Genomic DNA, 21,099 nt, shown 5'->3' on the forward strand with positions numbered 1-21,099 from the left:
GGTGCCAACCTTGGTCGGCACGCAGTCTAGGTAGATACCGACCATGGTCGGCACTCAATCTCGGCAGGTGCCGACCGTTGGTCGGCACTCGATCAGAAGCTGTATTTCGTAGTGAACTGCAGACGGGTGATGTCGCCCTTGTTGCCGTTCTCGATCTCGCGCTTGCCGTACATCAGCTCGGCACCAACATCGACCTTGGGCAGCGGCGAATAGAAGATGTTGCCGCGGATGCTCTGCACGCTCTTGGTCACCAGCGGGCCGAGGATGCTGTCGTTGTCGTAGTCGCTGCGCGCGTAGATCAGGTTGGTGCGCAGCTTCGGCGAGAACGCATGGCGCCAGCCGACGTAGCCGGCGATCACACCGGTCGGGTTGAGTTCGTCGCGCGCCACGTCATAGGCCGAATCGGCGGTGATGCCGAGGCCGATGTAGCGGGCGATGCCCTCGCCACCGGTGAGCTGGTAGTGCAGCGAATCGCTGTCACCCATCACCCACTTGCCGCCCAGGGTGAGGCCACCGGCCACCTTGTCAGCCTTGGCACCGGTGGTCTGGTTGTCGACCTTCAGCTGACGGACGATGCCGCCCACACCGAAGGTGCCCCAGTCTCCCTTCCAGCCGTAACGCAGGGTCAGGTCCGGCAGGCTGCCGCGATCGGAGTTGGCGCTGGCGTTGGTCCAGGCGCCGGTGACCGGATTGCGCGTGCCGGTGAGGGTGGTGGTTTCCGGATTCTCCAGCGCGACGCTGAAGCCGCCCTTGGTGTAGCGAACCTGGGCCTGGCGCACGAAGATCACACCGTCGGTGGGGCCGACGAAGTCGACCGCTTCCGGCAGCGACGCCGCATCCATGAAGTTCGACCAGGTCTGGCCGGCCATCCAGTTGTTCCAGTACATGTACGCATGGCGCAGGGTCACGCCATAGGTGTTGGTGGCAGTCTGGTTGCCCAGCGAATTGCCGAAGAAATCCATCTCGAAGAACGCGCCGGCCTTGTTGCCCGACTCGCTGACGTTGTCGATGCCCAGGTTGAAGCGCGAGAACTTGGCGTGAGCGTTGTAGTCCACGTCCGAGCGCTTGCCGCTGCCGCCGGCACCTTCCACCGGGGTCTGCCCGGGCAGGTACAGCGCGCGGCCGGTGGCATCGTCGGCCAGCTGGCCATCGCTGGTCTGGGTGGCCAGGAAATCGGCCTTGATGAAGCCGCCGATCTTGACCGTGGTGCCCGGCGCCGCACCGGGGGTGATAGTGGTGACCTGGATCGGCTGCTTGCCCGCAGGCACCGCCGGCTTCTGTTCGGCCTGCAGCGTGCGGACGTCGGTGACCGCCTGCTGGGTCTGCACGATCTGGGTCTGTTGCTGCTGCTGTGACGACAGCAGCGCCTGTACCTGCCGCTCCAGTTCGGCAACGCGTGCTTCCAGTGCCTTCTCTTTGGCGGTCTCGGCGAACGCCATGCCCGGTGCGACCAGGGCGACCAACAAGCAGGCCGCCAAAGGTTTGCGCACGGCTTTCAACGTACGGTGGCTCATGTTGCCCTCTCTCCCAAGTGGCAAGGTGATGCCGCGCGTGGGGCACGGTCGAGCCGAGACTGCGGGGCGTTTGCACGCACCGGCTATTGGCCATTGGTCGAACCCGGGCCTGAAGGGGCCCGACTTTCGACCAAGGTCTAACCGAAGTGGTGACGCGACCGGGGGTGGATGGGGCAAACTGAGGGGGAACGGCTGCTGCAATGCTGCGGCTGCACACACAAAGTCAACGTGCAAGTGAGGGTGCCATGGCTGATCTCTACCCCGTCGATCCGCAGTTCGCCGCCAAGGCGCGTATCGACAAGAATTCTTACGAACAGCAGTACCAGGCCTCGGTGTCCGATCCGGATGCGTTCTGGGGCAAGGCCGCCGAGCGGCTGGACTGGTCGCGCAAGCCGACCAGGATCAAGAACGTCAGCTACGACCTGGCCGACTTCCACATCAAGTGGTTCGAAGATGGCGAGCTCAACGCCAGCGTGAACTGCCTGGACCGCCAGCTGGAAAAGCGTGGCGACAAGACCGCCCTGCTGTTCGAGCCGGACAGCCCGGATTCGCCGGCCCAGCACGTGACCTATCGCGAGCTGTACGAGCGCACCTGCCGTCTCGGCAACGCGCTGCGCAACCTCGGCGTCAAGAAGGGCGACCGGGTCACCATCTACCTGCCGATGATCGTCGACGCTGCCGTGGCCATGCTGGCCTGCGCACGCATCGGCGCGATCCACTCGGTGGTGTTCGGTGGCTTCGCACCGAACTCGATCGCCGACCGTGTCAGCGACTGCCAGAGCAAGCTGATCATCACCGCCGACGAAGGCCTGCGTGGTGGCCGGAAGATTCCGCTGAAGGCCAACGTCGATGCGGCGCTGAAGCTGCCCGGCACCAATACCGTGGAAACCGTGCTGGTGGTGCGCCATACCGGCGGCGCGGTGGACATGCAGGCCCCGCGCGACCGCTGGTTCCATGATGTAGTCGACAGCCAGCCGGCCAGCTGCGAGCCGGAGCCGATGAACGCCGAGGATCCGCTGTTCATCCTCTACACCTCCGGTTCGACCGGCAAGCCGAAGGGCGTGCTGCACACCACCGCCGGTTACCTGCTGTACGCGGCCTACACCCATGAAGCGGTGTTCGACCTGCGCGAGGACGACATCTACTGGTGCACCGCCGACGTTGGCTGGGTCACCGGCCACAGCTACATCGTGTACGGCCCGCTGGCCAATGGCGCGACCTCGCTGATGTTCGAGGGCGTACCGAACTACCCCGATACCTCGCGCTTCTGGAACGTGATCGACAAGCACAAGGTGTCGATCTTCTACACCGCCCCCACCGCCATCCGCGCGTTGATGCGCGAAGGCGAGGAGCCGGTGAAGAAGACCTCGCGCGCGTCGCTGCGCCTGCTTGGCAGCGTCGGCGAACCGATCAATCCGGAAGCCTGGCGCTGGTACTACGAGGTGGTCGGCGACAGCCGTTGCCCGATCGTCGATACCTGGTGGCAGACCGAGACCGGCGGCATCCTGATCTCGCCGCTGGCCGGTGCGATGGATCTGAAACCGGGTTCGGCCACCCTGCCCTTCTTCGGCGTACAGCCAGCCCTGGTCAACGCCGATGGCGAGATCAAGGACGGCCCGACCGAAGGCAACCTGATCATCCGCGATTCCTGGCCGGGCCAGATGCGCACGGTGTATGGCGACCACCAGCGCTTCATCGATACCTACTTCCGCACCTATCCGGGCAGCTACTTCACCGGTGACGGCAGCCGCCGCGATGAAGACGGCTACTACTGGATCACCGGCCGCGTGGACGATGTGATCAACGTGTCCGGCCACCGCATCGGTACCGCCGAAGTGGAAAGCGCGCTGGTCTCGCATCCGAAGGTGGCCGAGGCCGCCGTGGTCGGCTTCCCGCACGACGTGAAGGGCCAGGGCATCTATGCCTACGTCACCCTGGTGGCTGAGGAAGCGCCGAGCGACGAACTGCAGAAGGAACTGGTCGCCTGGGTGCGCAAGGAAATCGGCCCGATCGCTACGCCAGATCATCTGCAGTGGGCGCCGGGCCTGCCGAAGACCCGTTCGGGCAAGATCATGCGCCGCATCCTGCGCAAGATCGCCGAGAACGCGCCGGACCAGCTGGGCGACACCTCGACCCTGGCCGATCCGTCGGTCGTGGCCTCGCTGGTGGACGAACGCAAGGTCCGTTGATGACGTGAGCGCGGGCACAGGACGCGCCACGAACGTGGCCGGGAGGAGGGACCCGGCCATGTTCAACCCGTCCTGTGCCAGCCATCACACCGCCCTTTTTCCTGATCGATAAGCTCGACCCATGACCACCCTCCTGATTGCCGATGACCATCCGTTGTTCCGCGAAGCCCTGCGGGGTGCCGTGCAACGGGTCATTCCGGGCGTTCAACTGTTCGAGGCCGACAGCGTGGAAGCGTTGTATGCGCTGGCCGACCAGCACAACGACGCCGACTTGGTCCTGATGGATCTCAACATGCCCGGCGCACAGGGCTTCAACGCGCTGGTGCACATGCGCTCGCTGCATCCGCACCTGCCGGTGGTGGTGGTCTCCGCACGCGAAGAAGCCACGGTGATGCGTCGCGCACTCGACCACGGCGCACTGGGTTTCATTCCGAAGTCCGCTGATTCGGACACGATCGGCCATGCGCTCGGCACCATCCTCGATGGCGAGACCTGGGCGCCGCCGGAAGCACACAACGTGCCGCCGACCGGCAGCGAAGAACGCGAAGTCGGCCAGCGTCTGCGCGAGCTGACCCCGCAGCAGTTCCGCGTGCTGCAGATGCTCGGCGCGGGCCGCTTGAACAAGCAGATCGCCTACGACCTCAACGTCTCCGAAGCAACGATCAAGGCGCACGTCACCGCGATCCTGCGCAAGCTGGGCGTGACCAACCGCACCCAGGCGGTGCTGATGGCCGGCAAGCTGGCGATCGACGACGACGCCATCGTGCTGCCGCCGGAAGAAGATTGATGGTAGTGCCGGCCGCTGGCCGGCAATCTCTCGACACCGCCTGAAACCGCTCTGGTAGGTGCCAAGCTTGCTTGGCACGGTGTATCCGCGGCACCCGCCAGCGCATGAATTATGGCCAATGCCCGGCGATTGGTTCCACGCGTATGGCGGTGCGCCCGATGTGTGTCGGACCTCTCTGCTGTCCAAGACGACGCTTTTGGCTCTATGGCTGCCACTACTGCAATTGCATACTGCCGCTGCATGGCGACTTGGGCTCGGAAATGAACACTCCGCTCGACACACCTAGGGATGAGTCGCAGCTTCGACCGGAAGAACGGGTAGCTATCCGTATGCTGGTTGCCTTCCTCCGCGAAGGCTGTCCGGATGGCCCCAGTCCGCCGGGCTTCCCCATTGATCGCAAGGAGGATTTTCGGCGTGCAGCGCTCGAGTACTTCTCCGATCCGCCCGATCCTGCCAATCACTTTCGGATTGATGTTCCCAGCGATGAATACATCCGCACCCAGGCGCACATATACAAGCGCCCATCGGGTGTCCAGGTGGAACTGGAGCTGTTCGCCGATGGCGAGCGATGCGACCTGACCGCCACCTTCGACCTTGATCGTGAGAGCACGGTATTCGGTGGGCCCAGTCTGTACGGCATGCACGTGATGTAGTCGGTACGGGGGCTGAAGCTCTGCCGGCAAGCGGCTGGCACTATCAGTGCGCCACTGCGCTCGCCGGGCATGGCCCGGCGCTACCATTCCCGGTGATATAGCCATCGCTATAAAAACCAGCCCTGCCTGCGCGTTTCGCTGGAAATGCGCCACGCGCGAATCGCGGTGCTAAGCTTCGCGTCCCCCTTGGGGAGTAGCCGGATTCCTGCGCAGGAATCGTCCACGTCAACATACTCGGCCAGTGCGCCGTGGCGTGGACAACCATGATGGTTGGCGAGACCAGCGGCCCGCGCGCGCAACGTCAGGTTGGGCGCGAGCGCAGGCCGTGCGTCCGTCCTAGCCCGACCTCAGCAGCCGCCCATGTCCCCCATTTCGATCCTCCTGATCGGCTTTGCCATGTCCACCGATGCCTTCGCCGCTGCAATCGGCAAGGGCGCGGCCATGCGCAAGCCGGTGTTCCGTGATGCGCTGCGCGCCGGCATCATCTTCGGCGTCATCGAGGCGATCACGCCCATCATCGGTTGGCTGCTTGGCCGTGCCGCTCTGCAGTACGTGGAGGCGTTCGACCATTGGATCGCCTTCGGCCTGCTCGGCGCGCTGGGCATCCACATGATCTACAACGGGCTGCGTCCGGATAACGGCGAGGACGACGAAGATCCTGCGCAGCACCATGGTTTCTGGAAACTCGCACTGACCGGTTTCGCCACCAGCATCGACGCGATGGCGGTGGGCATCGGCCTGGCCTTCATGGACGTGCATATCGGGGTGATGGCCGCAGTCATCGGCCTGTGCACGCTGACCATGGTCACCGCCGGCATCATGCTGGGCCGCATGCTCGGCAGCATGGTCGGCAAGCGCGCCGAAATCATCGGTGGTGTGATCCTGGTGATCATCGGTGCGACGATCCTGTACGAACACTTGCACGGCGTCGCGTAAGGCGTCGGTTGTCGGCGATCATGAAGTTGCCGGCCAGCGGCCGGCACTACCCGCGCGTCATCCGCGTATGGCGTGGATTCAGTCGTTGTTGCGGGTATCCCGCAACGCGCCCAGGAACGCACGCAGCGACGCCGGCTTGATCGGCTTGGTCAACAGGCGATAGCCACGCTCGCGCGCCATCCGCTTCAGTTCATCACGACCATCCGCGGTCAGCAGCGCACCGGGCAGCGGATAGCCTGCGGCCTCGCGCAATGCCACCAGCGCGTCCAGGCCATCCATGCGATCGTGCAGGTGGTAGTCCACCAGCATCACCTGCGGACGCTCGGCGATCTTCTGCAGCGCCTGGTCCACCGTCGATGCAGTGATCACCTGCACCTGCCAACGCCCCAGCAGCGCGCGCATGCCGTCGAGGATCTCCTCGTCGTTGTCAACGCACAGCACGCGCAGGCCCGCCAGCGAATCACTGCGGACCGGCGGCGCTGTCGCCGCCAGGGTGACCGCTTCGGTATAGCCCGGCAACGGCGCCACCCGCGGCAGGATGATCGAGAACATCGAGCCACTGCCAACCCGGCTGCGCGCGTTCAAGCGATGGTCGAGCAGGCGCGAGATGCGCTGGCAGATCGACAGGCCTAGGCCCAGGCCCTGCTCGCCCCAGTCGAACGGCTGCTGGTAGCGGTGGAACTCATCGAAGATCTGCCGCATGTGATGCTCGGGAATGCCGGGACCGGTATCCCACACCTGCAGTTCCACTTCGTCGCCGCGCTGGCGCACCGCCAGCACGATGCGCCCCTGCCGCGTGTAGCGCAGCGCATTGGCAAGGAAGTTCTGCAGCACGCGACGCAGCAGGCGACGGTCGCTGCGCACCCAGGTGGTACGCGCGAACAGATCCAGGCGCAGCCCACGGCCGGCCGCAACCGGCGTGTACTGCGCGGCCAGTTCGCGCATCAGCGCACTGACATCGAACTCGCCGATCACCGGGTGCAGGCCGCCGGCATCCAGCCGCGACACGTCCAGCAGGCCATCCAGCAGCTCCTCGGCGGCGCGCAGCGATGCATCCACGCGCTCGGCCAGGTGCTTCTGCTCGTCGCTGACATGGTCGCTGTCGCGCAACGCCGATGCGAACAGCCGCGCCGCGTTCAACGGCTGCAGCACGTCATGGCTGATCGCGGCCAGGAAACGGGTCTTCGACTGCTGCGCGACTTCCGCAACATGCGAGCGCTCGGCCACGCGCTGCTCCAGCGTTTCGTTGGCTTCCAGCAGCGCGCGTTCGGCGTGCTTGTAGTCGGTGATGTCGTTGTAGCTGGTGACGTAGCCGCCGCCGGGCAGTGCCTGGCCACGCATTTCGATCACCTTGCCATCGCTGCGGGTACGCTCGAACACATGCGGCGAACCGGCGCGCATATAGCCGATGCGACGGTTGATCTGCACTTCGATATCGCCCTCGCCCAGCTCACCACGCTCGGCGTTGTAGCGGATCAGGTCGGCCACCGGGCGCCCCACGTAGAGCATGCCATCGGGATAACCGAACATGTCCTGGTAGCGCCGGTTCCAGGCGGTCAGGCGCATGTCCGGGTCGACCACACTGACCCCGGCGCTGATGTTTTCCAGGGTGGTCGACAGGATCTCGCGATTGAAGCGCAGTTCCTGTCCTGCTTCGTCCAGCACCGCCACCACTTCACCCAGGTCCATGCCCGAACCGCGCAGCAGGCTGGTGAGCAGCAGGCGCGCGGAGGCCGCGCCGATCGACGCCGCCAGCAGGCGTTCGGTGAACTGCACCCAGGGCCGGTCAGCCGGTGCCGAGGACTGCAGCTCGCGCCCCAACGACTGCGCCTGTTCGAAGAACGAGCGCCGCGCATGACGTTCGCCGACCACGCGCGAGGCCAGTGCCAGCAGGTCACCCACATGCACGTGGCCCGGCCATCCCCCCGCCACTGAAGGCCGCTCGGCATAGGGATCGAGGAAGGGTGCAGCACGCAGGCGCTCATCCACGCCCGGACGCCAACGCGCCGATACCAGCATCATCGTCGCCGCGTTGACCAGCAGCGACCAGAACGTGCCGTGGGTCAGCGGGTCCCAGCCGGTCATGCCGAACAGCTGCTGCGGGCGCAGCCAATCGATGCCGAACGGACCATGCTGCACCCAGCCCGCATCCATCCAGCCGGCCATGGTCATCGCCGGCAGCAGCAGGGTGTACAGCCAGGTGGCGAAGCCGAGCAGCATGCCGGTCTCCACGCCACGACGGCTGGCGCCGCGCCAGTACAGGCCACCGATCAGGCCCGGCGCGAACTGCGCTACCGCGGCGAAGGCCATCAATCCATACGAGGCCAGCGTGCTGTCGTTGCTGCTGCTGCGGTAGTAGCTGTAGGCCATCAGCGCCAGCAGCAGAATCGCCAGGCGGCGGATCCACAGCACGCGCGAAGCGACGTCAGCCGCTTCCTGGTGATCGCCACTGCGACGCAGCAGCACCGGCATCACCAGGTCGTTGCTGACCATCGTCGCCAGCGCGATGGAAGACACGATGACCATGCCGGTGGCGGCGGAGAAGCCGCCGATATAGGCGATCAATGCCAACGCGTTGCGGCCCTCGGCCAGCGGCAGGGCCAGCACCATCGAGTCGTCGGCCACGCCGCTTCCGGTACCGAACAGGCTGATGCCGGCGGTGGCGATCGGCAGCACCATCGCCGAGATCAGCACCAGGTAGCCGCCGAACATCCAGCGCGCGCGGCGCACGTCGCGCACGTCGCCGCACTCGACCACCGCCACGTGGAACTGGCGCGGCAGGCAGATGATGGCCAGGAAACTCAGCAGGGTCTGCGAGAGGAAACCCACCGGTGGCAGACCAGTGAACAGCGTATGCACCGACTCCACCACCGCTTCATTGCGGTCGCTGAGCCAGACATAGGCGAACACGCCCACCGCCACCATCGCCACCAGCTTGATCACCGATTCCAGCGCGATCGCCAGCATCATGCCGTGGTGGTGTTCGGTGGCATCGACCTGGCGGGTGCCGAACAGGGTGGCGAACAGCGCCATCAACAGCGCCACATACAGGGCCGGGTCGCTGAAGAATCCGGTCGGCCCGGTGTTGCCGGTCAGTACCTGCAGGCTCATCGCCACCGCTTTGTACTGCAGGGCGAGGTAGGGAATGATGCCGATCAGCGCGATGATCGCCACCAGCGCTGCCAGCCGCCGCGAGCGGCCGAAGCGCGAGGAAATGAAGTCGGCGATGGAGACCACGTTCTGGCTGCGCGCGATCAGCGCCAGGCGCTCGATGATGCGCCAGCCGAACAGCAGCAGCAGCAACGGCCCGATGTAGATCGGCAGGTAGCCCACGCCGTTGCGCACGGCGGTGCCGACTGCGCCGTAGAAGGTCCACGACGAGCAGTACACCGCCAGCGCCAGGCTGTAGACGACCGGACGCAGCCACGGCCGGTCCGGGTACATCGGCCGACGGTCGCCCCACCACGCCACGCCGAACAGCAGCGCCGCATAGGCAACCGAGACCAGCAGCAGGATCCAGCTGGAGACCAAGCGCGTGTTTCCGTCAGAGCAGGGGCCAGTAGATCATGACCGTTGGTGGTGATGGTAGGTCACGCCGGTGGCCCGCAAGGGTGGGCACCCACCAGGAAACGGTGGGCACCTACCGGGTACCGGCCCTTATTCCGCCGGAACGCCCATTTCCTTCAGCAGCTCGGGCGCCGGGTAGACCTTGGCCAGCAGCCAGCGCAGGTAGCGCATGTCCACGTGCACGGCGCGCTTGTAGCGCGGGTCGAACCACCAGCTGGCACTGACCGACTCCCAGTTGCTGTCGAAGTTCAGGCCGATCAGTTCGCCCTTGGCATTGAGCACCGGCGAGCCGGAGTTGCCGCCGGTGGTGTCCAGGTTGGTCAGGAAGTTGACCGTCTGGGTCTTCAGCGCGGGATCGGCGGTGCTGCCGAAGTCGCCCTTGGCAATCGCGGCCAGCAACGGCTTGGGTGCATCGAACGGATAGGCGTTGGTGTTCTTCTCGACGATGCCGGCCACGGTGGTCACCGGCGAGTACGTCACGCCATCACGCGGATGCAGCGCCTCGACCTTGCCGTAGCTGATGCGCAGCGTGCGGTTGGCATCCGGGTACACCGCACGGCCCTGCTTGGCACGCCAGGCGAACAGCGCCTGCATGTAGGCCGGGCGCAGGCGCAGCTGTTCGCCTTCGCGGGTCTTGCTCTCGTTCTCGATGCGCAGCTGCGCGGCCACCAGCGGGCCGGCCACGGCGATCAGCGGGTCGGCGGCGAGCGCCTTGCCTTCGCGGGCAACGGCGAAACGGGACAGACGCTGCGCTTCATCACCCAGCTGGGTGCCGGCGTACAGCGTGTCCAGTGCCTGCGCCAGCTGTGCCGGGGTGCGGCCGAACGCAGCGTCGAACTCGGCCACGCGCTGCGCATCCGGCAGCTGCTGGTAGCGGGTCAACAGGGTGGACAGCAGCGCCTTCTCGACCTCGGGTGCATAGCGACGCTGCACCTGCTTCAGCACGCCCTCGATCATCGCCTGGTCGCGCTGCTGGTAGCCGGTCTCGCGCTGCGCGTCCGGCTTGGCCGATTCGATGCGCAGGCGTTCCAGCAGCAGCGCCGAGCGCAGCAGCTGGCTTTGGCCGGCCATCTGCTCCAGCAGCAGGTCACGCTCGCCCACCGCCGCACCCTGCGACAGGTTGGTCAGCAATGCCTTGATGTCGCCCTGGTACTTGCGGTCGGTGGCGGCCAGCATCGCCTGCTCGTCGGCTGCACGCTGCGCCTTGGCGTCGCTGCGCAGCAGGCCTTCCAGCTCACCGGCGGCACGCTTGCGGTTGTTCTTCAGCGACTGCAGCTGCGAGGCATAGCGGGTACGCGCCTGCGCGTCCTTGGCACTGGCTGCCTCGATGGTATCGATCATCTGCTGGAACACCGACACCCGGCGCGGCAGCACGGTATCGATCTGGCCCGCGAATTCGGCGGCGGTGCGATGGCGGTAGGTGATGCCCGGGTAACCGGCCAGCATCGCGTAATCGCCCTCCTTCGGGCCTTCCACCGACATCTGCAGGTGCGCCGGTGCCTGGTAGGGCACGTTGTCCTTGCTGTAGGCGGCCGGCTTGCCGTCCTTGCCCACGTAGGCACGCAGCAGGGTGAAGTCGCCGGTGTGGCGCGGCCACATGAAGTTGTCGATCTCATCGCCGTAGTTGCCGATCGCGCGCGGCGGTGCATAGACCAGGCGCACGTCGCTCAGTTCCAGCTGGGCGATGCGGTAGAAGTCGGTGCCGTAATACATGTTGGCCACCGAGCAGCGCACGCTGCCGTCCTTCTCGCACTCGGCCACGATCTGCTTGCTGGCTGCGTCCACCGCATCGAAGTACGCGCGGCCGGTCTTGCCCCGGGCCTGCGCCAGCACCTGGTCGGTCACCTTGTCGAAGCCGACGGTGACCAGCACGCGGAAGTCCGGATTGGCCGGGCGCTCGTCGGCGCGGCCCTTGGCGATGAAGCCGTCGTTGATGAAGTTGTGCTCAGGCGAGCTGTTGTACTGGATCACGCCCATCGCCACGTGGTGGTTGGTCAGCAGCAGGCCATCGGCCGAGACGAACGAGCCGGTGCCACCACCGGCACGCACGACCGCACTCAGCGGCGGCGCAGTCACGTTGGCCAGATCGGCCGGGTTGCCCTTGAAGCCGGCCGCCTGCAGGGGCTTGGCCAGCTCCGGCAGCTGGGTCGGCATCCACATGCCTTCATCGGCGTGGGCGCCGGCGGCGAGGGTCAGGCCCAGGGCCAGGGCAGTGGGGAGGGCTTTGCGTGGCGACATGAGGCAATCCGGTACGACAGAACAGCCCGGGACCATAGCCGCTGGGGGCGGATGGGGCAACGGCCGATGGTTGGGGGCCTGACAGGTAGAGCCGAGCCCATGCTCGGCTGCTCTTCCGTCAGTCCGCGCTGCGCGCGGAAGCCGAGCATGGCTTGGCTCTACAGGGATGCCGCGGCGGGTTATTTTTCCCGCCGCCAGTTCAGCGAACCGCGGTTTTCCACCGTGCTCGATTCCACTTCCACGTCGAAGCCGCGGCGGAGCAGGTACTTCAGCGTGATCACCGAGCCGGCACCGACCAGCGACACGCCGTAGCCCACGTACAGCTTGGGCGAAATGTACTTGCCGACGCCGATGACCGAACCGCCCAGCGCGCGCGACTGGCTGACGCCGGCATCGTCCAGGCCCAGCTTGGCACCGAGCTGCGAAGCCAGCAGGCCACTGCCGGCCGACAGCGCGGCCGAGGCCGCGTTCACCTGCTGGGTCTGGTCGCTGCTGGCACCGGTCAGGCTGCGCCCCAGCACCAGGTAACCCAGTGCTTCGGACTGCGACATCGCCGGATCGGACCAGACATCGGCACGGGGCTGCTGCGCGCGCCCGGTCACGTCGATGCCGGCGGTGACATCACCGATCCGGCGCTCGGCGCGGATGTTGATGCGCGGGTCGGACACCGCGTTGTAGTTCCAGTTGAGGTTGCCGCGGGTGATGGTCAGGTCCTGGCCATAGGCCTTGTAGCGGCCACTGACTTCCAGGCCGCCGTTGGCGGTCATCTCGCGGCCGGGCTTGGCCCAGACCTGCATCTTGCCGGTCAGCGCGCCCTTCAGGCCGAAGCCGGTCATCTTGACCTTGTCGCCCAGGCTGACGGTCAGCTCCATGTCCAGCGGCGAGGTGCGCGACTCTTCCGGATCGGCCGGGTCCAGCACCACCACGTCTTCGGACACCGAGGTGCCACGGTCCAGGCGCTCCAGATCGATGTCGGCCTCGGGCACGTGCACCGTTCCGCGCAGCTCCATCGCGGCCTTGGCCAGGGTGAAGTCCAGGTTGGGATTGGCGATGATGCGCAGTTCGCTGGTATTGGACAGCAGCACGTTCTCGCCGTGGATCTTCAGCTGCAGCGGCTGTGCATCGCCGAACCAGGACAGGCCGCCGTCGACATACAGCGTGCCCTTGCCCGAATTGGCCTGCGCGGTGATCTTGGCCGACCCATCAGGCTGTGCGACGAAGCTGCCCTTGCCCTGGTCGAAGGTCAGGCCCAGCGCCGGGAACTCGCCCTTGAAGTTGCTCAGCTGCGCATCACCGCCCAGCGAGGGCTGGCCGCGCGTGCCACGCAGGCTGACGTGGCCCTCGATCAGGCCGGTCGGGCGCACCACGTCCGGCGAGAACAGTTCCAGCCAGTACAGGCGCGACATGTTGAGGTAGAGCTCGCCGTTGAGCGGCGCACTCGGTTCCCAACCGGTCTGCATCTTGGCATCGACGAAGCCATTGCCCTGGAAGCCCATGCCCAGGTAGCCCTTGATGCTGGCCGGGGTCATGTCCAGCTTCAGCGAGAACTGGTCATAGCGCACCAGCTCGCCACGGTTGGCATCGGCCACGCTGGTGTTGCGGTTCTCGCCCAGGCGGACGCCGCCTTCGGCCGAACGCACTTCCACATGCCCTTCCCACGCGTTGCCACGCGGACGGATCTGCGCGTCCAGGTTGAGTTCGCCACGCAGGTAGATGCGCCGGCCGGACTGCGGGGGCAACCACGGCTGCACCAGTGCCAGCGGCAACGCATCGCCGCGCACCACCAGCCCTTCGCGCGGCCAGTTGGCGTGCGCACACAAGGCGCCCCCGGTCGCAGCGCCCAGGCAGGTTTCGCCCAGCGTGTAGTTGCCGCCGTTGATGGCGAATGCCGCAGGCGCACGCAGTGCCCACGCATCGCCCTTCACCGGTGCGATGCGCAGCGCGGCCAGTTCGCCACGCCATTGCTCGCCCTGCTGGCGCACGCTGCCCTGCAGCTCGATCGCGCCCAGCTCGTTGCGGGTCTGCGCGGCCAGGCGCAGGTTGGAGACACTGCCCTGCGCATCGATGTTCAAGCGTTCCAGCAGCATGCCGGCGTTGACCTGCTGGCCCTGAATCGCCAGCGTGCCACTGTCGCCACGCCACGGCAGCCGGCCCTTGATGCTCAGGCTTTCAGCGCCGTAACCGTCCCAGTTGAGATTGTTGCCGACCAGATCCGCGGTGATGTCCGGCGCATCGCGCGGGCCTTTCACCTGCACCTGGCCACGCAGGCCACCGTCGGCGCCGGGCAGCAGATCGCTCAGCTGCAGCGGTTCGAAGCGCGCATCGATGTCCAGGCGGTCGCCGACCTTGCCCGAGGCGGTCACCCGGCTGCTGCCGACGGCCAGTTTCAGTTCACCCTGGCCCTGCTCACCCTGCAGGGCGAACTTGCCTTGTGCATCCACGTTGCGCTGGCGCAGGGTGCCCTTCAGCGAGGGCAGGTCCACCGTAGCCTCCAGCGTGCCCGCGGTGCCCGGCGGCGCATTGGCCGGCGGCGGCAGCTGGCGGCCCTTGGACGCGAGATTGCCGGACAGACGACCATCCCAACCCGGCGCGAAGTAGCCCGGGTCGAAATCCTTCAGCGTGGCCTTGGCATCCCAGTCCAGCTGCGGTGCCCATGCCACCTTGCCTTCCACCTGCAGCTGGCCACCCGGGGTCTGCGCCTGCAGTTCGCGGATCTCGGCGGCCTGATCGTTGCCACGCACATCAAAGCGCAGCTGCGCCTTCTGCTTTTCGCGTTCGACATCGGCACGGCCGATCGCCGCCCACGCCTTCAAGGTACCGGCCAGGCCAAAGCGCGCTTCCTTCAGCGTTACCGGCACCGGCGAACTGCCGGCGGTGTTCGGGTCCGGTGCCGGCACCCAGGTCAGGTCCTGCGCGATCACCGAGAAGTTCAGCTTCTGCTGGTCTTCCTGGCTGAAATCGGCAGTACCTTCCAGGCGTGCTTCGCCGCCCAGGCCCTTGACCACCAGCGGTGAGACCTTCAGCACCTGGTCCTGCAGCGACACCACCGACGGCGCCAGCTCCAGTTCCTGCTCACCCTGCTTCACCCGGCCCTGCAGGTTGGCGTTGCCACCCTTGCCGGAGGCCGTGAAATCCAATGCCAGCGGCGCGATGGCCGAGCTGGCCAGCGCCGGCGACAACAGCGCCAGATCCAGCTCGTCGCTGCGCACGGTCGCGTTCCAGGTCGGATCGGTGCGGCCATCGAACACCAGCATCGCGTGCAGCGGCTTCGGCGCGCGACCGGCCAGCGCCACTTCCATATGCGCCAGATCACCGCGCGCGACCAGGCCGACCGTGGCCGCAGTCCGACCGCGCGGTGCCGGCAGCACTGCAGTGACGGTAACGTCGGTGTCGTAATCCTTGGCCGGGATGTAGCGGCCCTGGGCAGTGAAATTGCCCATGTCGCTGTCCACGACCAGCTTGCGCGCCTGGAACTCGCCGTTGGCGATCTCGATGCCACCACGCACGCGGCTGATGTCGATCACCGGCTCGTTGGCCTGGCTGATGCGGAAACTGTCGATGGCGATCACATCGGCCTGGATCGCCAGCGGCATTTCGATCTGCGGCAGTGAATCGGGCCACGAAGGCAGCTTGAACGGCTCGTCGCTCTTGGCCAGGTTGAGCGTGGCGTTGGTCAGTTCCAGCTTGTCCAGCAGCAGCTTGCGGCCCAGCAGCGGGCGCAGGTCCGGCTCCAGGTGCGCGCGCTCGGCGTGGAAATGGATGTCGTCGTAGCGGAAGTCCACGTTGTACAGGGTCAACGGTCCGGCCACCGGGCCATCGACCTTGTCCCAGGTGAAGCTGGCACCCACCGGCAGGCGTGCCACCACCTGCGCCAGCAGTACATCGCGGCCGGCCACCGTCTGCAGTAGCCAGTACACGGCCAGCAGGGCAACCAGCACCAGGCCGACCACGCCCGCGCCGGACCATGCCCAGAAACGGCGACGGCGGTAGAAGCGCACGCGCCGCGGCGGCGTGTTCGGCGACGGGGTCGGTGCGGGCGTGCTCACAGGTCCGCTCCGATGTTGAGGTACAGCTGGAACTGCGAATCAGGGTTGTTCAGGCCATGCGCGATATCCACCCGCACCGGGCCCACCGGCGATTTCCAGCGCACGCCGAAGCCGACGCCGGTATGCAGGTCGATATTGGTATCGAAGGCGCTGCCGGTATCGACGAATACCGCCGCACCCCACGGACCGCCATTGAAGTAGTGCTCGTATTCGGCCGAGCCGACCACCAGGTGCTTGGCACCGAGTGCGTACTTGTCGGGTTTCGGGGTACGCGGGCCGACCTCACGGTAGGCATAGCCGCGGATGCTGCGGTCGCCACCGGCGAAGTAGCGCAGGCTGGGCGGCATCGCCACCAGGTCACTGGTCCAGGTGGTGCCACCTTCGCCGCGCAGGATCAGGCGATTGGTCGGCCCCACCGGGATGTACCAGCGCAGCACAGCATTGGCCTGCACGAAGCTGGTGTCCGAACCAACGCCTTCGACGCCGGCACGCACCGTCGCTGTGCCGCTGATGCCGCTGCGCGGGAACAGCTCGTCGTCCACCTTCACGTAATCAGCCACGATCTGCGGGTAGACCAGCGTGGACGTGTTGTAGACCGCATCGGTGAATTCGGTGCCCGAGGCATAGCGCCAGCGTTCGCGCAGCGCGTTGATCGAGGCGATGGCGGTCCAGTTCTCGTTGATCTCGCCGCTGCGGCTGGCGATCAGCTTGAAGTTGCGCAGATCGATGTAGTCGGTCTGCTCGTCGTAGGCGCTGGCAGCGAAGGTGTACCAGCCATCAAGCCAGTTGAACGCCGGGATGCGGTAGCTGGTGATCAGGCTCTTGCGCTTCTGCGCATAGTCCAGCTGGGTGTTCATCTTGTGGCCACGGCTGTTCAGGAAGCGCCGTTCAAGGCCACCGCGCACACCGGCGCCACTTTCGCTGCCGTAGCTAAGACCGTAGGAATAGATGCTGCGCTTGGCCCGCGTCAGCTTCACATCGACCGGCACCTCGCCGTTTTCATCGGCCTGGTCCGGGCGCGGCTGGATGTCGATCACGCTGAAGTAATCGAGCTTGGTCAGCGACTCGCGCAGGCGGTCCAGCTTGCCTTCGTGGAAATAGCTGCCCTGGTCCCAGTACACCAGCGGGTCGAACAGCTTGTCGTCGAAGTAGTTCTGCTCGAAGGTCACCGGGCCCATGTTGTAGCGGCGGCCGCTGTCCCAGGTCAGGTCGATGTCGGCAGCGTTGTCCGCGCGGGTGATCTGCACCTGGCGCTGGGTGTAGTCGGCGTCGAAGTAGCCACGCTCGGCCAGGCGCCGGGTCACGGTGATCTTGCTGGCTTCGTACTGGGTATGTTCGAAGCGCTGGCCCTTGCGGGGCTTGAATGCGGTCAGGTCGTCCTGCAGGTACTGGTCGTACATCGCCGGACCGGTGATGTCGATATGCTCGCGGCGCACCAGCACCGGCGGGCCCTTGTCGACATGGATCAGCACGGTGACGTGCTCGTCCTGCCGCGGCGCCTCGACCTTGATCACCGGGTTGTAGTACCCGAACGGCTCCAGCGCCTGGCGGGTCTGCCGCTCGGCCTGCGACAGCAGGTATTCCAGGCGCGACTCGCCCTGCTCCTTGCCGATCGTGTCGAACAACGACAGCGATTCCTGGATGTTCTCGATGATCGCGGCGTCGTCGCCCTTGTCCAATCCCTTGATGTCCACCTTGTCGATGGTGCCGCGCGCATGGGCCACGGAAGTGGCGCAAAGCGAGAGGACCATCAGCGGCAGGGCGTATTTCGTTGGCTGCATGCGGCACAGCATACCGACCGAAGGTGACGATGCGAAATGCATCACGTGTTTCGGGATCGGTTGTTAAGTGGCGGTCAAAATACGCGCCTTTGTGGCGATCATCGCGAGCGTATGCGGAAATGCCGGCATCGTGTGCGATGCCGGCGATGACCCCGATGGACAACATCGGGCAGTGCCGGCCGCTGGCCGGCAACGCCACCTTAGTGCCGTGAATCGCCATGTTGCCGGCCAGCGGCCGGCACTACCGGTAAATCCACACCATGCGTGACGGTTGCCCAGTAGATCCACGCCATGCGTGGATGGGCTACCCATCAGCTCGACAGGTGCTCGATCGCCGCGACCTTGCCCAGGCGTTCACCCAGCATCGTCAACAGCGCCAGGCGGTTGCCGCGCAATGCCGGATCCTCGGCATTGACCATCACCCCGTCGAAGAACGCATCGACCTGCGGACGCAGGCGAGCCAGGCGCGCCAGCACGGCCACGTAGTCCTTCTGGTGCAGGCTGGCGCCGGTGTCGTCAATGGCTGCAGTCACGGCTTCCGCCAGCGCGCGCTCGGCATCTTCCTGCAGCAGAGCCGCATCGATCTGGCCCGGAATATCGCCTTCGGCCTTGCGCAGGATGTTGCGGATGCGCTTGTTGGCCGCTGCCAGCGCCTCGGCCTCCGGCAGCGCGGCGAAGATCCCGATCGCATCCAGGCGGCGGTCGAAGTCGTACAGCGAGGCCGGCTTCAGCTCGGCCACCGCATTGAAGTGGCTGGCCGGCACGCCCTTGTCGCTGTAATAGCCCTTCAGGCGGTCGAGGATGAAGTCGTACAACTCAGCCACGTCGGCCTGCACGTTGCGCGCGGCCAGCCCGGCATTGGCGCTGGCCAGCAGCGCGCGCAGGTCCAGCTCGAAGCCGCTCTCGATGATCGTGCGGGCCAGGCCCAGTGCGTTGCGGCGCAGGGCGAACGGGTCCTTGTTGCCGGTCGGCTTCAGGCCCGCGGCGAAACCGCCGGCCAGGGTGTCCACACGCTCGACGATCGCCAGCACCTTGCCCAGCGGCGACAGCGCGATGTCATCGCCACCGAAGCGCGGCTGGTAGGCCTCGTCGATGGCCAGCGCCACCTCCGGCGACTCGCCACCGACCACCGCGTAGTGGCGACCGGCGATGCCCTGCAGTTCCGGGAATTCGTTGACCATGCGCGACTGCAGGTCGTTCTTGGCCAGCTGCGCGGCACGCTTGGCCAGCACCGGGTCAGCTCCCACCTGCGCGGCGATCACCTCGGCCAGCGCCGCCACGCGCGCGACCTTGTCGGCCACGCTGCCCAGCTTGGCCTGGTAGGTCACCGTCTTCAGGCCCTCGCCCATCGCCTCCAGGCCCTGCTTCAGGTCTTCGTCGAAGAAGAACTTGGCATCGGCGAAGCGCGGGCGGATCACGCGCTCGTAGCCCTTGGCCACTTCGGCCACGTCCTTGGACTCGATGTTGGCGATGCCGATGAACTTCTCGGTCAGCTTGCCGCCGTCATCCAGCACCGGGAAGAACTTCTGGTTGATCTCCATCGTCTCGATCAGCGCTTCCTGCGGTACCGCCAGGAACGCGCGCTCGAAGCTGCACAACACTGCCGACGGCCACTCGACCAGGTTCACCACCTGCTCCAGGTTGTCCTCGGTGATGCGTGCGCTGCCACCGGCGGTGGCGGCAGCGGCTTCCACTTCGGCAACGATGCGCTGGCGGCGCTCGGCCGGATCGACCACCACGAAGGCGGCGCGCAGCGATTCGACATAGTCCTGCGGCTGGGTCAGCCACACGGTCTTGTCGTGCAGGAAGCGGTGGCCGCGGCTCATGCGGTCGGCCTTCAGGCCGAACAGTTCGGCCTCGACCACGTCGCCGCCGTGCAGCAGCACCAGCCAGTGCACCGGGCGGGCGAAGCCCCAGCTGTGGTCGCCCCAGCGCATCGGCTTGGGAATCGGCATGCCGGCGATGGCCTCGCGCAGGATTTCCGGCAGCAGCGCAGCGGTGCGCGCGCCCGGAGTCACCGCACGGTGCACGAAGCGCTCACCCTTGTTGTCGGTGGTCTTCTCCAGCGCGGTCCAGTCGATCCCGGCCTTGGCTGCGAAACCCTGCAGCGCCTTGGTCGGCTGACCTTCGGCGTCCAGCGCGATGTTCAGGTACGGGCCCAGCACTTCGCTGTGCTGTTCCGGCTGTTCCAGGCCAACGCCCGGCAGCAGCACGGCCAGGCGGCGCGGGGTCGACAGCGGGCGTGCATCGCCCAGCTCCAGTTCGACGCCGCGCTTGCGCAGGCCATCGACAACACCGTCGAAGAAAGCCTGGGCCAGGCCCGGCAGCGCCTTGACCGGCAACTCTTCGGTGCCCAGTTCAATCAGCAGGGGAGACAAGTGGCTCATCGGTTCGATCCTGTGGTGGGGGCGCAGCGCGCGACGCGGCCGGCGCCCCTGGGGTAGTAGGTGAAACGCGTGATGGGAGAACGGGCCGTCAGGCCTTCTTCGCGCCCGGGAAGCCCAGCTTCTCGCGCTGCTCGTAGTAGGCCTTGGCCACCGCCTGCGCCAGCGCGCGCACGCGCAGGATGTAGCGCTGGCGTTCGGTCACGCTGATCGCACGGCGCGCATCCAGCAGGTTGAAGGTGTGGCTGGCCTTCATCACCTGCTCGTAGGCCGGCAGCGGCAGGTTCACTTCCACCAGCTTCTGCGCTTCACGCTCGCAGGCGTCGAAGCGGTGGAACATTTCTTCCACGTCGGCGTATTCGAAGTTGTAGGTGCTCTGCTCCACCTCGTTCTGGTGATAGACGTCGCCGTAGGTCACTGGCTGCCCGTCCGGGCCGTAGGTCCACACCAGGTCGTAGACGTTGTCGCAGTTCTGCAGGTACATGCACAGGCGCTCGAGACCGTAGGTGATCTCGCCCAGCACCGGCCGGCATTCCAGGCCACCGGCCTGCTGGAAGTAGGTGAACTGGGTCACCTCCATGCCGTTGAGCCAGACTTCCCAGCCCAGGCCCCAGGCGCCCAGCGTCGGCGATTCCCAGTTGTCCTCGACGAAACGCAGGTCGTGCACCAGCGGATCGATGCCCACCGCCTTCAGCGAATCCAGGTACAGCTGCTGGATGTTGTCCGGTGCCGGCTTCATCGCCACCTGGTACTGGTAGTAGCGCTGCAGGCGGTTCGGGTTCTCGCCGTAGCGGCCATCGGTCGGGCGCCGCGAGGGCTGCACGTAGGCCGCGTTCCAGGTTTCCGGACCGATCGCACGCAGGAAGGTGGCCGGGTGGAAGGTACCGGCGCCCACCTCCAGGTCGAGCGGCTGGATGAGCACGCAGCCCTGCTGGGCCCAGAACTGGTTCAGGGTCTGGATCAGGCCCTGGAAGGTGATCGGAACGGTCGGGGTCGCGGACATG

General features: G+C 66.3%; 11 protein-coding genes. 4 read left to right on the plus strand and 7 right to left on the minus strand.

Going from position 1 to position 21,099, the window contains the following annotated elements:
• Positions 1 to 92: 92 nt before the first annotated feature.
• Positions 93 to 1,514, minus strand: a complete 1,422-nt coding sequence (locus tag QP457_RS21135; RefSeq protein ID WP_205404566.1) for a DcaP family trimeric outer membrane transporter — start codon at positions 1,512 to 1,514, stop codon at positions 93 to 95.
• 245 nt (positions 1,515 to 1,759) lie between these two features.
• On the opposite strand from QP457_RS21135, the gene acs reads away from it, so the two are divergent.
• The 4 genes from acs to QP457_RS21155 all read left to right on the plus strand — a co-directional run bounded on the left by acs (position 1,760) and on the right by QP457_RS21155 (position 6,079).
• Positions 1,760 to 3,703, plus strand: a complete 1,944-nt coding sequence (acs, locus tag QP457_RS21140; protein ID WP_205404567.1) for an acetate--CoA ligase — start codon at positions 1,760 to 1,762, stop codon at positions 3,701 to 3,703.
• 121 nt (positions 3,704 to 3,824) lie between these two features.
• Positions 3,825 to 4,490, plus strand: a complete 666-nt coding sequence (locus QP457_RS21145; RefSeq protein ID WP_006477308.1) for a response regulator transcription factor — start codon at positions 3,825 to 3,827, stop codon at positions 4,488 to 4,490.
• A gap of 260 nt (positions 4,491 to 4,750) precedes the next feature.
• On the plus strand, positions 4,751 to 5,143 hold the full coding sequence (locus tag QP457_RS21150; RefSeq protein ID WP_205404568.1) for a hypothetical protein: 393 nt from the start codon (positions 4,751 to 4,753) through the stop codon (positions 5,141 to 5,143).
• 360 nt (positions 5,144 to 5,503) lie between these two features.
• On the plus strand, positions 5,504 to 6,079 hold the full coding sequence (locus QP457_RS21155; protein WP_205404569.1) for a manganese efflux pump MntP family protein: 576 nt from the start codon (positions 5,504 to 5,506) through the stop codon (positions 6,077 to 6,079).
• 78 nt (positions 6,080 to 6,157) lie between these two features.
• On the opposite strand, the gene QP457_RS21160 is transcribed toward QP457_RS21155, so the two are convergent.
• The 6 genes from QP457_RS21160 to glyQ all read right to left on the minus strand — a co-directional run bounded on the left by QP457_RS21160 (position 6,158) and on the right by glyQ (position 21,098).
• A complete protein-coding gene (locus tag QP457_RS21160; protein WP_205404570.1) occupies positions 6,158 to 9,610 on the minus strand; it encodes a PAS domain-containing hybrid sensor histidine kinase/response regulator in 3,453 nt (1,150 codons plus the stop codon).
• Between the two features lie 126 nt (positions 9,611 to 9,736).
• The gene (locus QP457_RS21165; RefSeq protein WP_205404571.1) at positions 9,737 to 11,884 is read right to left on the minus strand and encodes a S46 family peptidase; all 2,148 of its coding nucleotides are present in this window, start codon (positions 11,882 to 11,884) and stop codon (positions 9,737 to 9,739) included.
• Positions 11,885 to 12,063: 179 nt separating this feature from the next.
• Complete coding sequence (locus tag QP457_RS21170) at positions 12,064 to 15,930, minus strand: translocation/assembly module TamB domain-containing protein (protein ID WP_205404572.1); 3,867 nt, start codon at positions 15,928 to 15,930, stop codon at positions 12,064 to 12,066.
• Positions 15,927 to 17,723, minus strand: coding sequence for an autotransporter assembly complex family protein (locus tag QP457_RS21175; protein ID WP_100461964.1), 1,797 nt, complete (start codon positions 17,721 to 17,723; stop codon positions 15,927 to 15,929). Before QP457_RS21175 ends, QP457_RS21170 begins: the two co-directional genes overlap by 4 nt.
• 299 nt (positions 17,724 to 18,022) lie before the next feature.
• Positions 18,023 to 20,098, minus strand: coding sequence for a glycine--tRNA ligase subunit beta (glyS, locus tag QP457_RS21180; RefSeq protein ID WP_205404573.1), 2,076 nt, complete (start codon positions 20,096 to 20,098; stop codon positions 18,023 to 18,025).
• Positions 20,099 to 20,186: 88 nt separating this feature from the next.
• Positions 20,187 to 21,098, minus strand: a complete 912-nt coding sequence (gene glyQ / locus QP457_RS21185) for a glycine--tRNA ligase subunit alpha (protein WP_025878768.1) — start codon at positions 21,096 to 21,098, stop codon at positions 20,187 to 20,189.
• Between the last annotated feature and the right edge of the window lies 1 nt (position 21,099).

The sequence above is a fragment of the Stenotrophomonas sp. As-7 genome (assembly GCF_030291015.1).
Lineage (GTDB): Bacteria > Pseudomonadota > Gammaproteobacteria > Xanthomonadales > Xanthomonadaceae > Stenotrophomonas > Stenotrophomonas lactitubi.